Source organism: Caballeronia sp. LZ003 (assembly GCF_031451465.1).
GTDB lineage: Bacteria > Pseudomonadota > Gammaproteobacteria > Burkholderiales > Burkholderiaceae > Caballeronia.
The window spans coordinates 535,665-556,084 of record NZ_JARUXJ010000003.1; the positions used below are offsets into that span (position 1 = coordinate 535,665).

Below are 20,420 nucleotides of genomic sequence, written 5' to 3' on the forward strand. Positions count from 1 at the left end.
CCTCAGTTTTGCTTGCCCCGCATCGACATGATCGGTTTGGGCAGCGGGTCCTTACCGGTTTCACGCCATGCGCGCAGCGTATCGAGCGCGACTGAGTTGCGTACATAGCGATGCCATACGAAGGCGAGATCGAATATCAGAATGGCCAGCCACCACGCATAGAGAAACAGCAGCGCACCGATCACCACGGGCCATAACGGCTTGTTTGCGAGGTCGCCCCAGAGTCGCACGCCGACGATGAGGATTGTCATCAACGTGCCCGCTGCGACGAGCACGCGGCGTCCCCATCGCGGTTTGCGCGGTGCGAACCATCCCGTCAGCGCGACGATCAGCGCGGCCAGGGTGAACATGATTTTCCCGGTGAGCGCGCTGGGCGCATCGCCATCATGCGTGACTGGACTCGCGAGGAACTCGGCAACGCCATTCAGGATCACGAGCCAGAAGATGGCGACGCCCGCGACGAACGCAGCAAGCGCGACGAGACGCCAACGTAGCCGTGCAACCGGATGCGTGGCGCCGCTCGCCTTGACGAGCCGCGGTATGCGTGCGGCCACCGTCGTGCCCATCAGAAGACACGCGAGCGCGAACACCGAGCGCGTCAGGTATATAAACGCTGGCGCCGTGCTCGCGCCGCCCGCACCGGAGGCGGCCGTGACTGCCTTGTAGATGAAGAACACGGCCATGAGATGAAGCGCGAAGCTGAGCAGATAAGGAATCGCCGTGCCGACCATGCCGCGTAACGGCAGATTGCCCGGCGCCTTCCCGGTGTTCTTGCGCAGCACCACGTCTTCGATGAAATGGCCGAAGACATTCGAGTCCGTCCAGTAATCCGTATGCGCCTTGCCCGGCAGCCAATAGCGCGAGAAGCCGATGTCGTGCTTGTCTGCATCGAACTCGAAAGCCTCGCAGCCACGCTGTTGCAGAAAGTCGCGCGCGGTATCGAGCGCGAAGCCGACCGGATCGCCGAAGTCATAGTAGTTGCGCCAGCGGATACGCGAGGGCAGTGTCAACGGCCCACCCGGACGATCGACTTGCGTGATGCACTCTCCTTGCACTTCGCTTCGAAGCTGCATGCCGTCCCAAAGTCTTGGCCACAAGAGGATGTGCTTGTCGATGGGTGAACCGATCGTCATGAAGCCGCGCAGACTCTGCACCCAGCTCGTATCGATGACTTGCTTGTGGTCTTTGGGGTCCGCTGCCGTCGGAGCGGAAAGCGCCTGCAGAATGCCCAGAAAACTGATCACCGTACCTTCGCTGTGCGCGACGATATACACCTCGGGCGGACACTGACAGCGCTCGGTGACGAGCGCGACGAGACGCTCCATCACGCGATGAAACCGGAACACGATGGTGTCGCGATGCTGCTTGAAATCCGCGACAAGCTGCACGTCGCCCACATAGTCGCGCAGCACGGGCGCCAGATCGAACTTGAAGATGCCGGCCTTCTCGGTCACGGCAAGCAGGCTTTGCATGATGGCGACGGTTTCGACCACTTCCTCCACCACACCCGCGGCGAGCGAGAAATCGGCTGGCTCCAGCTTGCGATCCGCGACGGTCAGCATGTATGCCGCCTGCGCGCGGCTCACGATGGACAATCCCCAGGCCTTGCTTTCTTCGAGCGTGTCGTCCTGTTTGACCACTTCGCGCGGGATGTCGGCCCAATACACTTCCGCGAAGCCAAGCGCGGAATAGAACTCGCGCTGCTCGGCGGTATAAGGACCGCCTTGCGGCAGATCGAGCTGGCGGACATCCACTTCGCCGACACCCGCGATATCGAAGTATCCCAACGGCATGACGGGCAATGGCGGATCGTAGCGTGCGCCGAACTGGCTCGCGACCGAACGCACGGTATCGCTGTGCAGTTGATTGCCGATGCCGTGTATCGCCACGACGATCTTCTGAACGCGCGGCTCCATGGGGAGGTTGGTGGCTTGCTCGAGGTTGCCCGAGTCGGAGGCGGCGGGGCGTGAGGCGTCGTTCATGGGCGTCTCCTGGCGTCGGGGCGCGGGCGCTTGCTGGCTGGACGATGCGGTACGGGCTGTTGCGCCAGATGGAGATTAGTCTATTTTTGTGCGCATGGCTTAGTGTTTTGCATTTTGTGTACCGGCGTGCTGTATGTTGCACGCAAGACCAAAGGTTGTCGTGCGCACGGAGGGTTGCAGAATCACGCTCCGACAGCGGAGAATGCGTGCCGCCGGGGTTTCGGAACGAATTCTAAATACCAAGTAACAAGCAAATGATTGAACTGGATGGATCGGCCAGCGAAGGTGGCGGCCAGGTTTTACGCACGGCGCTCACGCTTTCGCTTTTAGCGGGGCAGCCTTTCGGGATCGGGAATATCCGCGCAAGGCGAAGTGAGCCAGGGCTGTTGCATCGACATCTCTTAGCGGTGGCGGCAGCGCAAGCAATATCCGGTGCGCAATGTTCCGGAGCAGAAGTCGGATCGCGGATGCTGATGTTCGCGCCGGGGCCGATCAAGAGCGGCGAGTACAGCTTCGATATCGGTACGGCGGAAAGCTGCACGCTCGTCTTGCAAACGATTCTGCCGGTGCTTTTATTCGCCGATAAAGCATCTACCGTGCGAATACGCGGCGGCACACACAATCCGATGGCGCCGCCCGCACATTTTCTGCAACGTGCATGGCGTCGCGCGATGGGCGACATGGGAGCGGTCATCGACATCGAGCTCAAGCGCTTCGGCTTCTATCCGGACGGCGGTGGAGAGATTGTCGCCACGGTGCAGCCGTGCAAGGGCTTGCGTCCGTGCGAGTGGATGTCGCGTGGCGCGCTCGATACCGCGTATGCGGAGAGCTTCATCGCGGCGGCGCCCGCCGGCGTTGCGCAACATGAACTCGACGTGGTTCGTCCCGGCATGGGATGGGACGACTCGCAGCTGCTCGTGCGTGGTCTGGAAGCCGAACCGGGGCCGGGCAACGCGTTGCTCGTCACGCTCGAACATGCGCACGTCACCGAGGTATTTACGGCGTTTGGCGAACGCGCGGTATCGGCGGATAAGGTTGCGCAGACCGTGGTTCGAATGGCGGATCGCTATTTGGCATCCGCTGCGGCCATTGGCGAGCATCTCGGCGATCAGCTCCTGTTGCCACTCGCGCTCGCGGGCGGCGGCCGCTTCACGGTCGAGAAAATATCGATGCACGCAAGGACGAATGCGGAAGTGATCGAGCGCTTTCTGCCGGTGCGCTTCGAGTTCCATGAAGCCGACGATGCGACCGCATCGGTCGTCGAAGTCATGCGTCGCTGATCAGCGACGCATGTGAACGCTTCACATGCCCGAGCAACAATGCGGCGCACTTATTCGCGCGAGAGCGGCATTCTTTACGTCGATACCGCCGTGACTATTCATTCGCATGGCACTCGTCGCTATCGACAGACTTCTTACGGGCAAGCATCGGCGAAAGAATACTTCAGGCGCGTATCAAACGTATTCATGCGCGGTAGCGCCGGAGTGAAGCAGGTGCATTGAACTTGCATCTGCGAGCAAATCAAACACGAAGTTAAAGAGCACTATGACCAAACGTACAATCAACGAGTCCGAATTCATCACGCACGACAGTGAGAAGCTTTTCTACCGTCATTGGCCGGCGGCGAAATCGCGTCGTCGTGGCGCAATCGTCTTGCTGCATTGCGGACACGAACATTCGGCACGCGTCGCGCATCTCGTCGATGAGCTGAAGTTGCGTGACTTCTCCTTCTTCGCATGGGACGCGCGCGGACATGGCAAGTCGCCGGGGCCACGTGGATATAGCCCGAGCGTGGCTGCGTCGGTGCGTGACCTGCAGTGCTTCATCGATCATATCCGTGATGCGCACGGCATTGCCGTGGAAGACATCGCTGTTATCGGGCAAAGCGTCGGTGCGGTGCTTGCAGCGACGTGGGTGCATGATTACGCGCCGCCTGTGCGCTGTCTCGCGCTGGCATCGCCCGCATTTCGAATGAAACTGTATATACCGTTTGCGCGGGCTGGGTTACGGCTCGCGCACAAGCTGCGCGGCTCGTTCCATGTGAAAAGTCTAGTGAGGCCCGAGCTGCTCACGCACGATATAGAACGCATCGCGAGCTATGCGGCCGATCCGCTCGTTACGCGGCCGATCGCCGTCAACATGTTGCTGGATCTGCACGATACGTCGAAGCGTATCGTCGACGATGCCGCTGCCATCACCGTGCCTACGCAAGTGTTGATTTCAGGTGCGGACCGGGTCGTGCAGCGTGCGCCGCAGGACCTTTTTTATGATCGGCTGCGTTCGGCTCGCAAAGAGCGCGTCGTGCTGCCGCGTTTTCGTCACGATACGCTAGGCGAGCGGGATCGCGCCAAGGCGCTGGAACCATTGCGCGCATTTATCTTGCGTGAATTCAATGCGCGCAGCCCGCGTGTATCACTCGTTCACGCGAACAAGCGCGGACCATTCCGCGACGAGTACGAGGCGATGCTGAAGCCTCCAACCAAGCCGTTCGAACGTTTTTATTGGTGGATGAACCGGCTGGCGCTGAGGCGGGCGGGGCGCTTTCGGAAGGCATCGCGCTTGGTCTTTCGCTTGGGTTCGATTCGGACGCGACGCTCGACTATGTCTACCGCAACGAGGCACGTGGATGCGGTGGCATCGGACGTCTCATCGATCGCTTTTACTTGAATGCGCCAGGGTGCAAGGGTATGCGGCAGCGCAAGACGCATATCGAAGCGCTCCTGGGTCTGGCTATCGCGCGGCTGGTTCGTGAGGGCTCACCCGTGCGTCTCGTCGATGTCGCGGCCGGGCATGGACGCCACGTGCTCGACGCGATAGCAAATTCAACCGACGACGCCAACGTGACCGTCGATCGCATCGTGCTGCGCGATGTGAGTGCGATCAATGTCGAAGCGGGACGTGCTTCGATCGCACGGCGGGGACTTGAGTCGATCGCCCACTTCGAGCAAGCCGATGCTTTCGATGAAGCGTCGTTCACCACGCTCGAACCCCGTCCGACGCTTGCCATCGCGGCGGGCTTATACGAGCTTTACGGCGACAACGCGATGATCGAACGCTCGTTGCATGCGCTTGCGCAAGCAGTGCTGCCGGGCAGTTATCTCGTCTATACGGCACAGCCGTGGCATCCGCGACGCGAATTTATCGCGCGTTCGTCGAGTACTCATCGCGGTGAGGCAAGCCGGGTCATGCGGCGTCGCTCGCAGGCCGAGATGGATGAACTCGTCAGGCGCGCAGGTTTCCGCAAGCTGGAACAGCGTATCGATGAAATGGGTATTTTTACGGTGAGTCTTGCGCAGCGGGAAGCGAGGCAATGAGCGATGCGGCGGCCGCTATCGCTGCGCTGCTTTGTGCTGGCGTGGAGTGACTGTTGGCATCGCGGTGGCGTTTAGCGGACTTTGAGCGCCGTGTAAAGTCGTCGCCTAAGCCACCTTCACGGGCTAGTGCAAGCGAACAGTGCACAATGACGCCAAGAGCGACTTTAACCGCGCGCGAATGAAGCACCGTCGCTAGACAAGACCCCTTGCCGCAGAGAGACAAATGAAGAAAGGAAAACCCAAGCTCACCCGCGACGACGCCGAGCGTCTCTTCGAAGGTCTGCCGAAATCCAGCGCGAGCGAGCGTAAATCCGGCCGGCCCGAGAATCCATTCGAAGCTGGCGCGTTCGAGCCTGTCGAGCGCATCGACGAAGAAGCCAAGCTCTGGAAAGACAACCTGATCACGCTGCCGATGGCGGTCGAGTTGCCCGCTGGCTATGAATCGGTCGCACGCATGCGCGATGCGATGGCACGAGCATGGCGCCTGAGATGGGTGAGGGAAAGCGGTCACGAAATCGTGACGGAATTTCCTGAAGGATGGTCGGCGCTTCGCCCGGAGAGCGGTCCTATCGAAGTGCGAGATCCGGCGGGCGTGGTGCGCGCCGTGTTTGGTTGGGCCAAGGATGCCGAGTTGCGAATCTTGCCGCGATATTCCCTTGAATCGCAGACCAACGGTTCAAATGGGCTGGGCAGTTTGCTCGTCCGCGATCGATCGAACGGTCAAATTCTCGAAAGATCGTCGACCTGGTCCGCGCAAAGTGGCACTAACCATCCCGATTGGACACGGCTGTCGACGTGGCTCAACTCGAATTATCCATTCCATCGCGATCCTTTACGGTACTGGGCAGACTGCGAGGACAATCTTCAAGGCTAAGACACGGCTTGGCGCTTGATCGAATTTCTTTAGGGAATATCTTGCGACCTGTACGAGCGCGTCTTGCCGTGACACGCTAAGAAAGCACGCGCTTGGCAATAAAGCCCACGCGCCAGACAAACGAAATCAAGCTATTTCGCTTAGCGCACAAAAAGGCCCAGCCACTAAGCGCTGGGCAATCCAGTGATTGAAGGCCACCGGAGGAGGATCTTGGAGACGAGGCGCACAAGACGATTGCGCGCCAGACCTTGAACGAAAACAACTGAACAGATCAGGAGCCAAAGAATACAGGCTTCATGCCGTCGTTGGCATCCGGACGAACGGAAGCGCTGATCTTGTGTCCCACGCGAGCCACTGCATGGTCGAAATTGCGCAGCGTATGGTGTGCACCCGAAGCCGATGTGCCATCCGCGGCGCCGCCGACATCCGTTGCGTTATTGCCTTGGGCGTTCACACGAGCTTCCGCGGCTTGAATATTGGCCGGATATTGCGTTTGATCGCCGGTGGGGTTGTAGCCGGCTTTTTCGAGTTGAACCAGTTGCGCCTTCACTTCAGCGCGAGTCACCGGCTGGTTCGTTTGAGCGAACGACGACACGGCAGGGATTGCAAGAGCAGCGGCAACGATGAGCGATTGAACGAGTTTCATGATGCTTACCTCCAGGCTTCGTTTTTGCGCAAACACCCGTTTGCGTTTCAGTGCTTGAAGTCTAGGCGGCACGTGCTTGGGAATTAAGTGCGGACTGAACAAGTAATTATTGTTAAATTTGCGTTAACCCTCAATAGCCGATGACGCCGTTGCATCGGACGCGCTCGCGTAAAATCGCGTTGCCGCCGTTCTTTCGTTCGAATGACAGGACACCCTATGTTGCAGCCGTTTGCATCATCAGAACCGTTCACGATTGGCGTCGAACTGGAAGTCCAGGTCGTCAATACGCATGACTACAACCTGACGAAGGCGACCACGGAGTTGTTGAACCGCGTTCGAGAGGAAACCTTCGCGGGGGCCATCGACCCCGAGACGACCGAAGGGATGATCGAACTCTCCACTGGCGTGTGCCGGAACTTCGACCAGGTCAGTAACGAGTTGCAGGTGCTTCGCGATACGCTCGTTCGCGCCGCCGACTTTCTCAACGTCGGCGTATGCGGTGGCGGCACCAACTTCTTCCAGAATTGGTACGACCAACGGTCCGATGGACGCGAACGCTCCGAATATCTCATGGGCCTATACGGGGCGCTTTATCAGCAGTTCACCATCTTCGGTCAGCACGTGCATGTCGGTTGCCCGGACGCCGACTCGGCGCTCGTTCTACTGCACTCGCTCTCGCGCTACGTCCCGCACTTCATTGCGCTCGCCGCTTCTTCGCCGTTCGTGCAGGGCAGCGACACGCAGTTCCAGTGCGCAAGACTCAATTCGGTCGCGCCGTTCCCCTTGTCGGGCCAGGCGCCCTTCGTGACGGAGTGGAGCGAGTTCGAACAGTACTTCGAGCGCATGACCAACACGGGTCTCGTCAAGAGTCTGAAGGACTTTTACTGGGACATTCGTCCGAGTCCTGGATTCGGAACGATCGAAGTACGCGTCATGGATACGCCGTTACGCGTGGAACGAGCCGCCGCCATCGCGGCTTACATTCAGGCGCTTTCGCGCTATCTGCTGATCGATAAACCCTTGACGCTGAGTGAACGCGACTACGAGGTTTATCGGACGAACCGGTTCATGGCTTGCCGCTTTGGTCTGGATGCAACATGCGTGAATCCGGAGACGGGGCAAAGCAAACCGATCAGAGACGACATCCTCGCCACGCTCGATGCGATCAGCGGCCACGCTCAGGCTCTCGGCGGCCAAGCAGGCCTCGAATCGATCAGGCGTGCGGTGACGAGCGGCACGAGCGATGCCACGTGGTTGCGCCGCGTCTATGGCGCGCATGACTCCTTGCATGAAGTCGTGCGGCAGCAATGTCAGATATGGCGTGGCGCGCAGACGCTCGAATGAACTCAAGGCAATGACTAAAGCGTTAGCCTGAAACCGCGCACCAGCACTCCTGGCAATTGCAGGCCGCCTGTCGAACGTTCGCCCCACGTCGAGTCGTTCAACAGCAGTTCGGGCGTGGCGCCTATCCGGTCGAGTTCGCTTCCTAGCAGCCGATAAAGGCTGTCGTCGAAGCGCATGGCTTCGATGGGCGCGACGATCTCGCCATGCTCGACCCAGAACGTGGCAAAGCGCGTCATGCCGGTCATGCGGCAATCCATCCGGTCGGAGAAGTTCACGTACCACAGGTTGCCGACATAAAGACCGGTGTCGAGCGCGGCGAGCACGTCGCTGTCGGCGAGATCGCCGCCTTGCATCGAAAGCGATATGGGCATCTCATTCGCGGGCGCGCCGTTGGGACGCAAGCCGTATTCGCGGGCTGTGCGCGCGCTGGTGAGTTGCTGCGCGCCGCGGCCGGCTCGAATCAGCGGGACGGTCTCGCGCTCGTAGCCGTCTTCACTAAAGCCCGGTGTAATGCCGAGACCGATGTCCTCGGTGAGCGTGACGCGTTCGTCCAGCGAAGCCTCGCCGCTATTCAGGCGATGAAACTCGCTACGCGATGTTGCCTGCTTGCGTGCCGAAAACGCCGTAAAGGACGCCGTGCCGATGAGTTCGGCAAGCGCGGCCGGCGCGAGCCATGCACGATAATTCCCCGGCGCAAGCGTGCGCGCGGGCCGGGCCAACACCGGCATGCGCGCCGCGGCCTCTTCGACTTTTCTTGCGAAGACTTCGTCGCTCCATTGCTCGCCCGCGTAGGTCGTCTTGATTGCGCGTCCGCTTGCATCGTAAAGCGACCAGCTGAAGTTGAAGTTGTCGAGTTCATGCCAGCCACGGCTCCCATTCGACGATGCAAAGCCGCGCGCCATCGATCCACCGGCATAGAAGCCGACGAAGTCGAGCCGTGCCGCGCATCGTTCGACCACGCTCAAGAGCGATTCGATCTCCGGCAGCGTGCCGCGTCGTCGAGTGGCCTGGGTCCATGTCGCCGTATCGACGAGCAAATGCGGATCGGCGCTGGCGTCTTCGAGCGCGGCCCGCAGCGCGGCGAGCGTCCCGGCGATGGCTTCGTCGTCGGTATGCGCGTCGCCGCTTATCGTGAGCGTGGAATAGGCCTGGCGCTCGTTCCTGATGAGCCGCAGCGTCAACGCGCCCTGCGAGACGTGCCCGATCTGACGGACCTTGCTTGCATTGAAGCGCACGAAGTCCGATTCCTCGGCGGCAAGTGTGGTCAATGCCACTTCGCCTGTGACGAGCCGACGCTCGACGACATCCGCGAGCCGCATGAAGCGATGTTCCCAGTTTGCCGCGGCGGCTGTCATCGCGTGCCTCCGAACACATCCACGTTGCTGAACACGCATGCAGGCGATGCATGGCCCACGGGCACGATCTGCATTGGCTCACCCTTGCCGCACATTGCCGTGCCGTAGATGCCGCGCGTTGCTTCGTTGCCGACCGCGACCAGGCTGCGCCAGAAATTCGCCGAAATGCCGCGATAGCCCGGTTGGCGAACCACTTGCGTAAGCCGGCCATTCTCGATCAGTTGCCCGAACTCGCAGCCGAATTGAAACTTGTTGCGATAGTCGTCGATGGACCACGAGGTGTTCGTGCGCATCAGAATGCCCTGTTCGATGTTCGCGATCATCTCGTCGAGCGTACTCTCGCCAGCTTCGATATTGAGGTTCGCCATCCGGTCGATAGGCGGGCGGTTCCAGCTCGATGCCCGCGAATTCGCGACCCCGCCGATGCCCGCGCGTTGTTGCGAGAGCGTGCCGCCGAGCGCGCGTTCGAGCACGCCGTTGCGGATCAGATGGTGTTTGCTCGCAGCGGCGCCGTCGTCGTCGAATGCGTAGGTTGCGACCTCAGCGGCCACATCGGGATCGAACGTCACGTTCAAGAGCGGCGAGCCGTATTGGTAGGTGCCGAAGAACTCGGGCTTCACGAAGCTCGATCCGGCGAAGTTGCGTTCGTCGCCGAGAATGCGGTCGAGTTCGAGCGGATGACCGATCGACTCATGGATTTGCAGCATCATCTGATCGGGCATGAGGAGCAGGTCGCGCACGCCGCTCGGGCAGTTCGGCGCGGCGAGAAGCGCGAGCGCTTCGTTGGCCAGCCGCTCGCCGGCGCCATCGAAAGCGAAGCGATCGAGGATTTCGACGCCGCCTTGCGCGATGGTTCCGTAATCGCCGCCCAGCGTGCGGACTTGCGTATCGCCGTGGGCGTGCGCCGCGACCGCCAATTGCGGCATGGCGAACCGGAAACGCTGCTCGATGCGAACGCCGTCGCTCGTGATCAAGGTTTGTTCGCTTTCGATGACCTGCATGGACGCGGTGCGCTCGACGATACGCGGGTCGATGCTCGCCGCGGCGCATTCTTCCGCGAGCCGTTCAAGCCATTCGCGCCGCGCCGGCAGCGTGGCCTCGATGCCGGGCGACGCGTATTCGCCGCTTTGCGATGGACGCGCGGCGAGCCTGTGATCGACGAGCGAGACGCGTGCGCTTGCCTTGGCGCGGCGCGTGGCGAGGTCGAGCGCCGCCTGCAAGCCAGCCGGGGACAAGTCGGCGGTTGCCGCATAGCCCGCGCCGGCGCCGTGCCATGCAGTGAGCATTGCGCCGCGATCGCGCGCGGTGCGAAGTGGCTGGATCACGTCGTTGCGAACCTTGTGATCGTCCGTGCGTTCATCGACGAAGCGCACCGAGTGGAAGTCCGCTTCGCTGGAAAGGGCGCGAACGTGCTCGTCGAGTGAAGGACCGTTCATATCGCTTCCGTGTTTTTACCGTCGGGTGCGCAAATGCGTGCGCAGGCAGCGTTAATATGCCATGGCACGGACCAACGCACGCGCGTTTGCGGATGTGTATCCTCTCGATGTCGTCATTCGAGGATGTCCCTGTGAAATACCCACTCATACTGGGCTTCGCTATCGTCGCGCTGGATGTCGTCGTGTGGCGCGCGCGTCTGCCCGCGCAAGACCTCGCGCGGCTGTTCATACGGCTCGCGCTTTTCGTCGCGTTGAGCTGGGACCTCTTTTCCTCTGACCTGAATCCGTTCACTCAGGCGCCTTACGCTGCCGTCGTCGAATTGCACTGGCTTGGACAAGTGCTCGAAATCATCTGGTGGCTGACGGGCGCGCGGTTGCTCACGCTTTCGCTCGACACCTTGCTTTTGCCGCGCGCCTGGCGCAAGCAGCGGCTATTTTCAGATGTGTTCGGTGCGGTGGTCTTTCTCGCAGCGGCCGTGGCAGCGCTCGGCTTCGTGCTCGAATTGCCGGTACGCGGGCTCGTTGCGACGTCGGGCGCGCTCGCCATCGTGCTCGGTCTCGCCATTCAAAGCACGTTGAGCGACGTGTTCGCGGGCATCGTGCTCAACACCACGGAGCCTTATTCGGTTGGCGACTGGGTCTTGATCGATGACGTCGAAGGCAAAGTGATCGAAATGAATTGGCGCGCCACGCATTTGCTCACGGGCCAGGGCAATACGCTTATCGTGCCTAACGCGGTTGCATCGAAAGCCAAGATTTCGAATAACAGCAGGCCGGCGAACATCCACGGAATCTCTCTCATTCTCGAGATCGATCCCGAAGCCCGGCCAAAGACCGTGCTCGATGCCTTGGGCCGTGCCCTGACCGGCTGCAATGTCATTCTCGACAGCCCCGCACCTTATGCGCGGATGAAGCGTGCCACGCTCAATTCGGTGCAATACGAAGTCGTGGCGTTCGTCGATGACATGAACAAGAAGTCATCCGTATCCAACGAGTTGTTCGATCTTTGTTACCGGCATCTCGCGGCTTCGTCCGTGGCGCTGCGCGCGCTCGGCATTCCCGCGCCCGCCGTGACCGCGCACGATGCACGAGAAGCCTTGCTCAGACGCGTGAGCCTGTTCGACAGTCTGACGAGCGATGAAATAGAGCGGCTTGCCAAGCGGCTCTTGCGGCACGAGTATCAGGCAAGGCAGCAGATACTCGCGCCTGACACGGTGCCCGACAGTCTCTCTATCGTTCATTCGGGTGTGCTGTCGGTCACCTATCACGAAGCGACAGGAGATCGCGAAGTTGCCCGCGTCGGTCCCGGAGAGGCCTTCGGGGAGGCCGGGCTGCTTGCTGGTTTGCCGATGCACGTATCCATCTCGACGCTCACACCCGTAGTGCTATATCAACTCGGTAAGAACGATATGACGTCGTTCCTGAAAGATCATCGGGACGTCGCGAAGCAGTTGTGTCAGCTCCTCGCTTATCGTCAGGACAAGCTCGGCCAGTTGACGAATCCCATGCCGGTGGAAGAAGAAAAAGGCACATCGCTGTTTCAGTGGTTGTTGGACAAGGTCTGGTTTCGGCACGCGTTGCAAGAAGCTTCTCAGGTCAAGCAGACCGACAAGTCCGCTTAGAAGAGATGTTTAAGCGAAGACACGTAGTCGCGTTGAACGAGGCCATCCGTTGGCATCTTTTGAAATCTCTTGGAGAGGTATCTCATGGGCGAATATAGGCAACTGCATACCGACGATGGCAGCTTCGCCGTCTATGTCGAAGTTCCCGCCAACACGCCGGCGCCCGCCGTCGTGGTGCTGCCTGAAATTTTCGGCATCAACGCGGACATGCGGGAAACATGTCAGGAGTTGGCGAGGCAAGGATTCATCGCGCTGTGTCCCGATCTCTTCTGGCGGCTCGAACCGGGCGTCGAATTGAATAGCTGGTCCGAGGAGGAATGGAAAAAGGGCTTTGCGCTCTATCAGGCATTCGACATCGATCTGGGTGTTCGAGATGTCGGCGCCACGGTTGCCATGGGACGTGCCTTGCCCGAGTCGAACGGTAAGTGCGGGTTGATGGGCTTTTGCCTCGGCGGTCTGATGACTTTCCTGACGACCGCACGCGAGGGTGTCGATGCCGCCGCGGCTTATTACGGCGGTCAGACTGATCAGTACTTGGGCGAAGCAGACAGCATACGAGCGCCGATGATCATGCATCTCGGTACCGAAGACGAATTCATATCGACGGATGCACAGGCCGCAATCAAGGCGGCGATGAAGGACAGGACGAATGTGACGGTGTACGCGTATCCCGGATGCAGTCATGCGTTCGCGCGGCACACAGGTTTGCATTACGATGCGGCCGCGGCAGAGCTTGCGAATGAACGGACCTATGACTTGTTTCGGCGCGAGCTGGCGGGGACTTGAGTTGTCGGGCTGCGTGTCGGTGGAGGTCTTTGGCATCGGTGGAAATGTTCGCCATCATCGCCAGGCACACGCACTCACCGCACGGCTTCGACTTACCACTTACGCCATTGCGTCCCGCTTCGCGACACACAACTCGATGAACCGCTGCACCGGCTGCGTAAGCGTCGCCCCACGCCGCGTGGCAATTCCATAAGGCGCGCCTGTCCTGTCGATTCGTATGGGCAGCACCGCCACCAGTCCATGCTCCTCGAAGTATCTCGCCACCTTGAGCGGCATCAATCCCACCGTCCCCGCGCCGGAGCGCAAGAGCGACAAGGTCGCGAACGTCGATGACGTCTCGATCGCATAGCGCGGGAAGGGCACTTGCGCATCGTCGAATAGCTGTTCGAGAAGCGAGCGCATTGGCAGGGTGGCCTGAGGGACGATCCACGGATTCTCGCCGATGCCCGCGAACGTCACGTTCGCGTCCGTGGCCAGCGGGTCCGCGCCATCGACGACGAAACACACTTCCTCCACTTCGAGCGGAATGAAGTCGTAAGCCTCGGGATGAACGCTGATGCTCGGCCGACCGATCACGAGATCGAGCAGCCGCTGATCGAGCATCGACAAGAGCCGCGCACTGTTGTCCTCCCAGACCTCGACGGAAATATCCGGCTGAATGCCCCGCAACTCTCGCAGCACGGGCGTGAGCCATACGGGGACCGAGCCCATGACCGCGCCGACCGCGAGCGTGCCGCCGCCGCCGCGCAAGAGGGCCGCGAGTTCATCGCGTAATGCGCCGATCTCCGAACGGACCGCGCGCGCATGGCGAATCACACAGCGGCCGAGTTCGTTCGGCACGATGCCGCGCGGCGAGCGCGCGAAAAGCTCCGCGCCAAACAAAGACTCGATCTCGCGCAGCGACTTGGTCGTGGCGGGCTGTGAAAGCGAGACCTGATGCGCCGCCTTGCGCAGCGAGCCGTGGTCGTCCAGCGCGATCAACAACGCAATGTGATTGCCGCGCAATCTACGCAAAATCGCATCGATACTGGTTATCACCGATATAACTCCAGCCTGTCACCTGATCCGAAGGTTTCATTATCTGGCCAGGGCGTTCTCTCCCTACACTGGCTCAGACGTCGCCGCCCATGCTCGGCCACGCGGCTCGATCATAGCCGCATTGATCGACGAACGAGCAAGCGAACAAGCGGGCGGCGTGATGAATCATGCATCCCTATGGAGAGAAGCAAATTGAAAAGAATCGGTATCGACGTCGGCGGCACCTTCACCGATGTCGTGATGGTGGATGACCAAACGGGGCAAATCTGGTCGACCAAGGTGCCGACGACGCCGAAGGATCGCGTCGTCGGAACGATCGAAGGCTTTCTCAAGATTCTGGAGCTTTCAGGCACGCAAAGCGAAGACGTCGCCTTTCTCGGCCACGGCACGACGATGGCGACCAACATGGTCGTGGAAGGCACGGGCGCTAAAACCGCACTCGTCACGACGCGCGGCTTTCGCGACATCCTCGAACTGCGGCGCGTGTCGCGTCACGACCGCGCGGATCTATACGATCTGCTGTTCGACAATCCGCGTCCGCTCGTCGAGCGGCGCTGGCGGCTCGAAGTCGGCGAGCGTCTGCGTTACGACGGCAGCATGGAAATGCCGCTCGATCACGCCGGACTCGAAGCCCTTGCCGCACAGATTCGCGAGTCGGATATCGAAGCCGTCGCCGTGTGCTTCCTGCATGCGCATGTGAATCCGCAGCACGAGCGCGAAGCCGTCGATACGTTGCGCCGCTTGCTGCCCGACCGCTTCATTTGCGCATCGCACGAGGTCAATCCCGAAGCGATGGAATACGAGCGCACGAGCTCGACCGTCATCAACGCAATGCTCGGTCCGGTCTGCGGCCGGTATATCGGCAGGCTCATCAACACGCTCGCGCAACACGGCTTCGCGGGCAAGTTCCTCTTCATGCAGTCGAACGGCGGTCTGGCAAGCCCCGCGATGGTCGCCGACAAGCCGATCGTGCTGCTCGAATCCGGTCCCGCGGGCGGCGTTTCCGCGGCCATTCGCAACTGCGAGAAAAGCGATCTCAAGAACGCGATTCTCGGCGACATGGGCGGCACCACGTTCGACGTATCGCTGATCCGCGAGTTTCGGCCGGAGCTGCGCAACAAAAGCCTGCTGCATACCTATACCGTGCGCTCGCCCAGCATCGATATCGACTCGGTGGGCGCGGGCGGCGGCTCTATCGTCTGGATCGATGCGGGCGGCGGCGTGCGGATCGGTCCCGAAAGCGCGGGCGCCGATCCGGGCCCTGCGTGCTATGGGCGCGGCGGCACGCGTCCGACCGTGACCGACTGCAACCTCGTGCTCGGCTATATCGATCCCGACAGCTTCCTCGGTGGCGAATTCAAACTGGACGCACAGGCGGCGTGGCGCGTGGTCGAAGAGGTCATCGCCAAGCCGCTCGGCGTCTCGGTGCCGGAAGCTGCGCAAGTCGTGCGGTCGGTGGCCAATGCACTGATGGCCCAAGCCATCCGCATCATGACGGTGGAACGTGGCTACGATCCGCGCGAATTTTCGTACATCTGTTACGGCGGCGCGGGGCCGGTGCACGCGGTCGATCTGGCGCACGAGATGGGCATTCGAAGAGTCGTGATTCCGCCGCTGCCGGGGCTTTTCAGCGCATTCGGCATGACGGTCGCGGACCAGCAATACGACTATCAGCGCCCGCTGGAAAGCGATCTCGCGATGATCGACGACGCCACCTTGCAGCATGCGCTCGACGAACTCACCGCCGAAGGCATGCAAGAGCTGCAACGTCATGGTGTCGATGCAGACGGCGTGAAAGTGGTGCGTCTCGCGGATTGCCGCTATGCCGGTCAGCCCGATGTCATCACCGTCGAAGTGCAGGGCGATGCGCAAGGCATTCGCGCCGCGCTTGCGCAAACCTTCGAAACCGCGCATCAGCGGCAATGGAATTTCATCAGCAAGGACAAGCCGGTCGTGGTCGCCAACGTGCGTCTGCAACTCGTCACGACGACGGGTTGGCGCGGCGGCGTCGCAAGCAGCAAGGGCGGCGCGATGCCGAAGCCGGTGCGTACGCGCGAGGTCTATTTCGACGGCGGCGTGCGCACGCTTCCCGTGTTCGCGCGCATGGAGATTCCCATAGGCGCGACGATCGAAGGGCCCGCCGTCATCGAAGAGCACAGCAGTTGCGCCGTGCTCAAGGCGTCGCACGTCGCGCGCGTCGATCCCGATCTGAATCTCGTCATCGAACTGGCAGCCTGATATATACGGACATCCTCATGGATATTGTTACTTACGAAATCATCCGCAGCAGTCTCTTCGCCGTCGCGCGTGAAATGAAGATCGCGATGATGCGCACCGCCGGCAGCCCGCTCATGCATGCGAGCGGCGACTCGTCCGCCGCGATCTTCGACGCCGACATGCAGCTCGTCGCGCAAGGCAACGACATTCCGACGATGCTCGGCTCCGCCGTCATCTCGACGCGCGTCTCGGTGGAGGCGATGGGACGAGAGAACTTGCGCCCCGGAGATGTCATCGTCAGCAACGACGCGTATGTCGGCGGCGGCAATCATCAACCGGACGTGCAGTTCACGCGTCCCGTTTTCGCCGATGGCAAGATCGTCGCCTTCGTGATGACGCGCGGCCACTGGACCGATATCGGCGGGCAGTCTCCGGGCAGCTATACGGTCACCACATGGGACGTGTTCGCGGAAGGTATCCGCATTCCGCCGGTGTTTCTGTATCGCAATGACGAGCCTGTGCAGGACATGCTCAACCTGCTCACGCGCAATAGCCGCAATGCGCACGAGTTACGGCTCGACATTCAGGCGCAATACGCGGGCACGTTCGTCGGCGACCGGCGTATCGGCGATCTGGTTGCGAAGTATGGCGCCGATGCCTTGCGCGACGTGATGAGCCAGAGCCTCGATCACTCGGAGAAGCTGATTCGCGCGGAAATAGCGCGTATTCCCGATGGCGTCTACGAAGCCGAGGAGTATCTCGATCCGATCGAAGCGCCGGGCTGGAAACAGGAGCGTCCGCTTCTCAAGGTCAAGGTGACGAAGACGGGCGATCACATCACGTTCGATTACACCGGCACCGGCGCGCAAGTGCGCGGCGGCATCAACTGTCCGCTGTCGGTCACCTGCAACAGCACCTGGTTCACGGTAAAGGCGCTGACCGACCCGGGCATTCCGATCAATCAGGGTTGCTATCGACCGGTGACGATCATCGCGCCCGAAGGCAGCGTGCTGAACTGCCGCTATCCGGCCTCGGTCGTGTCGGGCAATACGGAAACGTCGCCACGCGTGATCGATCTGCTTCTGAAGGCACTCGCGCCCGCGGTGCCCAAGCGCATCACGGGGCAAAGCAACTGCGCGTCGTGCGCGGGCATCTTCAGCGGACGCGACACGGACCCGGCGCGCATTGGCCGCACCGGCCAGGAGTTCGTCACGATGCACGACGTCCACGCGGGCGGCATGGGCGCGCGCGCCGAGAAGGATGGCGTGAGCGGTGTGCGTGTGTACGTGGGCAACGCGGGCAGCCAGTCCATCGAGATGATCGAGGCGACATCGCCGCTCGTCGTCGAGGAATGGTCGCTCGTGACCGACAGCGGCGGCGCGGGACGCAGACGCGGCGGCCTGACGTCGCGGCGCGTCTATCGCGTCGAATACGACGAGGCGACCTTCACCGTCTCCGGCGAACGCGGACGCTCGGCGCCCGAAGGCCATTTTGGCGGGATGGCGGGCACGCGCTTTCAATGCATCGTGCAGCGGGCGGACGGCAGCGAGCACGCGGTAGCGGCGAAGGGCGGACAGACGGTGGTGTATCGCGGCGATCGCGTGTCGGTGCAGCCGGCAGGCAGCGGTGGTTATGGCGATCCGCACGAGCGCGATCCGTTGCTCGTGGCAGCCGATATCGCCGATGGCTACGTCAGCGCCGAAGCCGCCGCGCAACGTTACGGTCCGAGCGCACAGCCGGCAGCGGAAGAGCCGGCAGTCGCATCGCTCGCGGTGGCGGCGGAATGAGCGCGGGCGAAGCCATGAGCCCGACCTTGCCGCTCGCGGGCGTGTGCGTGGTCGAGATCGGCCATAGTCTTGCCGCGCCCTATGCGGGCATGATCCTCGGCTCGTTGGGCGCGGAGGTCATCAAGATCGAAAGCGCGGAAGGCGGCGACTATGCGCGCGACTGGGGCCCGCCCTTCGTCGATGGCGCCGCCGCGCTGTTTCATGCGGTGAACCACGGCAAGAAGAGCATTGCGATGACGCTGTCGAATCGCGACGACGCGGAGGCATTGCGTGCGCTGATCGAGCGCCGCGCCGATGTCGTTCTGCAGAATCTCAAGGCCGGCGGCACGGAGAAGTACGGCCTAGGCGGCGAGCAGATGCTGCGCATGAAGCCCTCGCTCGTCTATTGCAATCTCGGCGCGTTCGGCACGGCGGGACCGCTGCGCGACAAGCCCGGCTACGATCCGCTCGTGCAGGCGCTTTCGGGTCTCATGAGTTTTCTGGGTCAGCCGGGCGAGCCGCTCTCGCGCATACCAGTGTCGGTCAACGACATGGGCACCGGCTTGTGGGCGGCAATCGGCGTGTTGGCCGCGCTCTTCCGACGCCAGACGACTGGCGTGGGCGAGGTCGTCACCGTGTCGCTGTACGAAACCGCGATCAGCTGGGCCGGCATTCAGATCGCGGATTATCTCGCCTCCGGCGTGCTGCCGGGCCGTTGGGGATCGGGAACGGCTGCCATCGTGCCGCATCAGGCGTTCGAATGCGCGGATGGCACGATCATGGTCGCGGCCGGTAACGACCGATTGTTCCGCCGCCTTTGCACCGTATTGTCTATCCCGACACTCGCCGACGATGCGCGCTTCGTGACCAACGGCGCGCGCGTGAGCCATCGCGTCGCGCTCATCGACTTGCTGCATCTCGAGTTTCGCAAGCACGGCACCGCGCACTGGCTCGAAGCGCTCGACGGGGCGGGCATTCCGTGCGGGCCCATCCAGACCATCGATCAGGTGGTCGCGCACGAGCAGACGAAAGCGCTCGACCTCTTGCGCACGACCGACGATGGCGCGGCCACGGTCGTCGGCGTGCCGATATCGTTCGGCGGGGCACGGCCCGCGCATGTGGGCGTCACGCCCAAGCTCGGCGAACATAACCATCTGTTGGCGAAGACGCCACTGGAGACATCTTGAAACTCGCATCGCAACTTGGCGGCGCGCTCGACACGCTGTCGCTCGAAGACATCGATCAGCAAATTCTCGTCGTCACCCTGAACCGCCCGAATGTGTCGAACGCGATCAGCACGACGATGGGACAGGAGATCATTCGCGTTTTCGGCGCGCTTGAAGCCGATCCCACGCTCTATCGCTGCGTCATTCTGACGGGCGCGGGAGAGCGTGCGTTTTGCGGCGGCGCGGATCTCAAGGAACGCGAAGGCATGACCGACGAGCACTTCGGCGTGCAGCACTATCTGTTCGAACGCATGAACCGCGCGATCACCTATTGCCCCGTGCCGATCATCTGCGCGGCGAACGGCGCGGCGGTCGCGGGCGGGCTCGAACTGCTGCTCGCCTGCGATTTCGCGTATGCATCGGAACATGCCGTATTCGGCTTCACCGAAGTGAAGCGCGGCATCATGCCGGGCGGCGGCGGCACGCAGCAATTGCCGCGCACCATCGGCGCCCGCCGCGCGAAGGAACTGATTTTCCGGGGAGCGAAATTCACGGCGCAGGAAGCATTGGCGTGGGGCGTCGTCAATCGTCTTTGCGAGCCGGGCCGCGTGCTCGCCGATGCCATCGACGCCGCCCGCGACATCTGCACGAGCGCACCGCTGTCCGTCGCGCAAGCCAAGAAGGCGGTCGACCTCGGCATGCAGGGCGACTTGCGCACGGGCCTTTATCTGGAAATCGAAGCCTATAACCGGCTGATTCCGACGGCAGACCGTCTAGAAGGCATCAGCGCGTACAACGAGAAGCGCGCACCGCGATTCAAGGGCGTTTAGTTCGAACGCAACAGCCGGCATACCTATACCCGGATAACCGGAGG

14 protein-coding genes and 1 pseudogene are annotated in these 20,420 nt (G+C 61.7%); 10 read left to right on the forward strand and 5 right to left on the reverse strand.

The window, feature by feature from the left end:
* Positions 1-2: 2 nt before the first annotated feature.
* Positions 3-1,982 (reverse strand): MFS transporter, encoded by a 1,980-nt coding sequence (locus QCE79_RS20115; RefSeq protein ID WP_309847292.1) that lies wholly within the window; start codon positions 1,980-1,982, stop codon positions 3-5.
* 254 nt (positions 1,983-2,236) lie between these two features.
* On the opposite strand from QCE79_RS20115, the gene rtcA reads away from it, so the two are divergent.
* The 3 genes and pseudogenes from rtcA to QCE79_RS20130 all read left to right on the forward strand — a co-directional run bounded on the left by rtcA (position 2,237) and on the right by QCE79_RS20130 (position 6,170).
* Positions 2,237-3,262: an RNA 3'-terminal phosphate cyclase gene (gene rtcA, locus QCE79_RS20120; protein ID WP_309847294.1), complete on the forward strand. Its 1,026-nt coding sequence runs from the start codon at positions 2,237-2,239 to the stop codon at positions 3,260-3,262.
* 265 nt (positions 3,263-3,527) lie between these two features.
* Positions 3,528-5,296, forward strand: a pseudogene (locus tag QCE79_RS20125) (bifunctional alpha/beta hydrolase/class I SAM-dependent methyltransferase).
* 223 nt (positions 5,297-5,519) lie between these two features.
* On the forward strand, positions 5,520-6,170 hold the full coding sequence (locus tag QCE79_RS20130; RefSeq protein ID WP_309847298.1) for a hypothetical protein: 651 nt from the start codon (positions 5,520-5,522) through the stop codon (positions 6,168-6,170).
* A gap of 271 nt (positions 6,171-6,441) precedes the next feature.
* On the opposite strand, the gene QCE79_RS20135 is transcribed toward QCE79_RS20130, so the two are convergent.
* Positions 6,442-6,816 (reverse strand): DUF4148 domain-containing protein, encoded by a 375-nt coding sequence (locus tag QCE79_RS20135; RefSeq protein ID WP_244830998.1) that lies wholly within the window; start codon positions 6,814-6,816, stop codon positions 6,442-6,444.
* A 216-nt stretch (positions 6,817-7,032) separates the two neighbouring features.
* Here QCE79_RS20135 and QCE79_RS20140 point away from each other — a divergent pair, with 216 nt between their 5' ends.
* Positions 7,033-8,160, forward strand: a complete 1,128-nt coding sequence (locus tag QCE79_RS20140) for a YbdK family carboxylate-amine ligase (protein ID WP_309847301.1) — start codon at positions 7,033-7,035, stop codon at positions 8,158-8,160.
* A 14-nt stretch (positions 8,161-8,174) separates the two neighbouring features.
* Here QCE79_RS20140 and QCE79_RS20145 read toward each other — a convergent pair whose 3' ends face one another.
* Complete coding sequence (locus QCE79_RS20145) at positions 8,175-9,515, reverse strand: metallopeptidase TldD-related protein (RefSeq protein ID WP_309847304.1); 1,341 nt, start codon at positions 9,513-9,515, stop codon at positions 8,175-8,177.
* Complete coding sequence (locus QCE79_RS20150) at positions 9,512-10,951, reverse strand: TldD/PmbA family protein (protein WP_309847306.1); 1,440 nt, start codon at positions 10,949-10,951, stop codon at positions 9,512-9,514. Before QCE79_RS20150 ends, QCE79_RS20145 begins: the two co-directional genes overlap by 4 nt.
* Before the next feature lie 131 nt (positions 10,952-11,082).
* Between QCE79_RS20150 and QCE79_RS20155 the strand changes: the two genes are divergently transcribed.
* Together QCE79_RS20155 and QCE79_RS20160 are read left to right on the forward strand one after the other, a co-directional pair.
* Entirely contained in the window at positions 11,083-12,573 is a 1,491-nt protein-coding gene (locus QCE79_RS20155) for a mechanosensitive ion channel family protein (protein WP_250527685.1), read from the forward strand.
* An 84-nt stretch (positions 12,574-12,657) separates the two neighbouring features.
* On the forward strand, positions 12,658-13,359 hold the full coding sequence (locus QCE79_RS20160) for a dienelactone hydrolase family protein (protein ID WP_309847309.1): 702 nt from the start codon (positions 12,658-12,660) through the stop codon (positions 13,357-13,359).
* 99 nt (positions 13,360-13,458) lie between these two features.
* Here the strand turns inward: QCE79_RS20160 and QCE79_RS20165 are convergent, their stop codons facing one another.
* A complete protein-coding gene (locus QCE79_RS20165) occupies positions 13,459-14,397 on the reverse strand; it encodes a LysR family transcriptional regulator (RefSeq protein ID WP_250469397.1) in 939 nt (312 codons plus the stop codon).
* 192 nt (positions 14,398-14,589) lie between these two features.
* On the opposite strand from QCE79_RS20165, the gene QCE79_RS20170 reads away from it, so the two are divergent.
* Genes QCE79_RS20170 through QCE79_RS20185 form a run of 4 tightly spaced genes read left to right on the forward strand, consistent with a single transcriptional unit; the run spans position 14,590 to position 20,376 of the window.
* Complete coding sequence (locus QCE79_RS20170; protein ID WP_244830751.1) at positions 14,590-16,635, forward strand: hydantoinase/oxoprolinase family protein; 2,046 nt, start codon at positions 14,590-14,592, stop codon at positions 16,633-16,635.
* Positions 16,636-16,652: 17 nt separating this feature from the next.
* Positions 16,653-18,401, forward strand: coding sequence for a hydantoinase B/oxoprolinase family protein (locus tag QCE79_RS20175; protein WP_244830748.1), 1,749 nt, complete (start codon positions 16,653-16,655; stop codon positions 18,399-18,401).
* Positions 18,398-19,567: a CoA transferase gene (locus QCE79_RS20180; RefSeq protein WP_309847314.1), complete on the forward strand. Its 1,170-nt coding sequence runs from the start codon at positions 18,398-18,400 to the stop codon at positions 19,565-19,567. Before QCE79_RS20175 ends, QCE79_RS20180 begins: the two co-directional genes overlap by 4 nt.
* Positions 19,564-20,376 carry an enoyl-CoA hydratase-related protein gene (locus tag QCE79_RS20185; RefSeq protein WP_244830744.1) on the forward strand — a complete coding sequence of 271 codons (813 nt, stop codon included), beginning with the start codon at positions 19,564-19,566 and terminating at the stop codon, positions 20,374-20,376. The genes QCE79_RS20180 and QCE79_RS20185 overlap by 4 nt, the downstream gene beginning before the upstream one ends.
* Positions 20,377-20,420 lie beyond the last annotated feature (44 nt).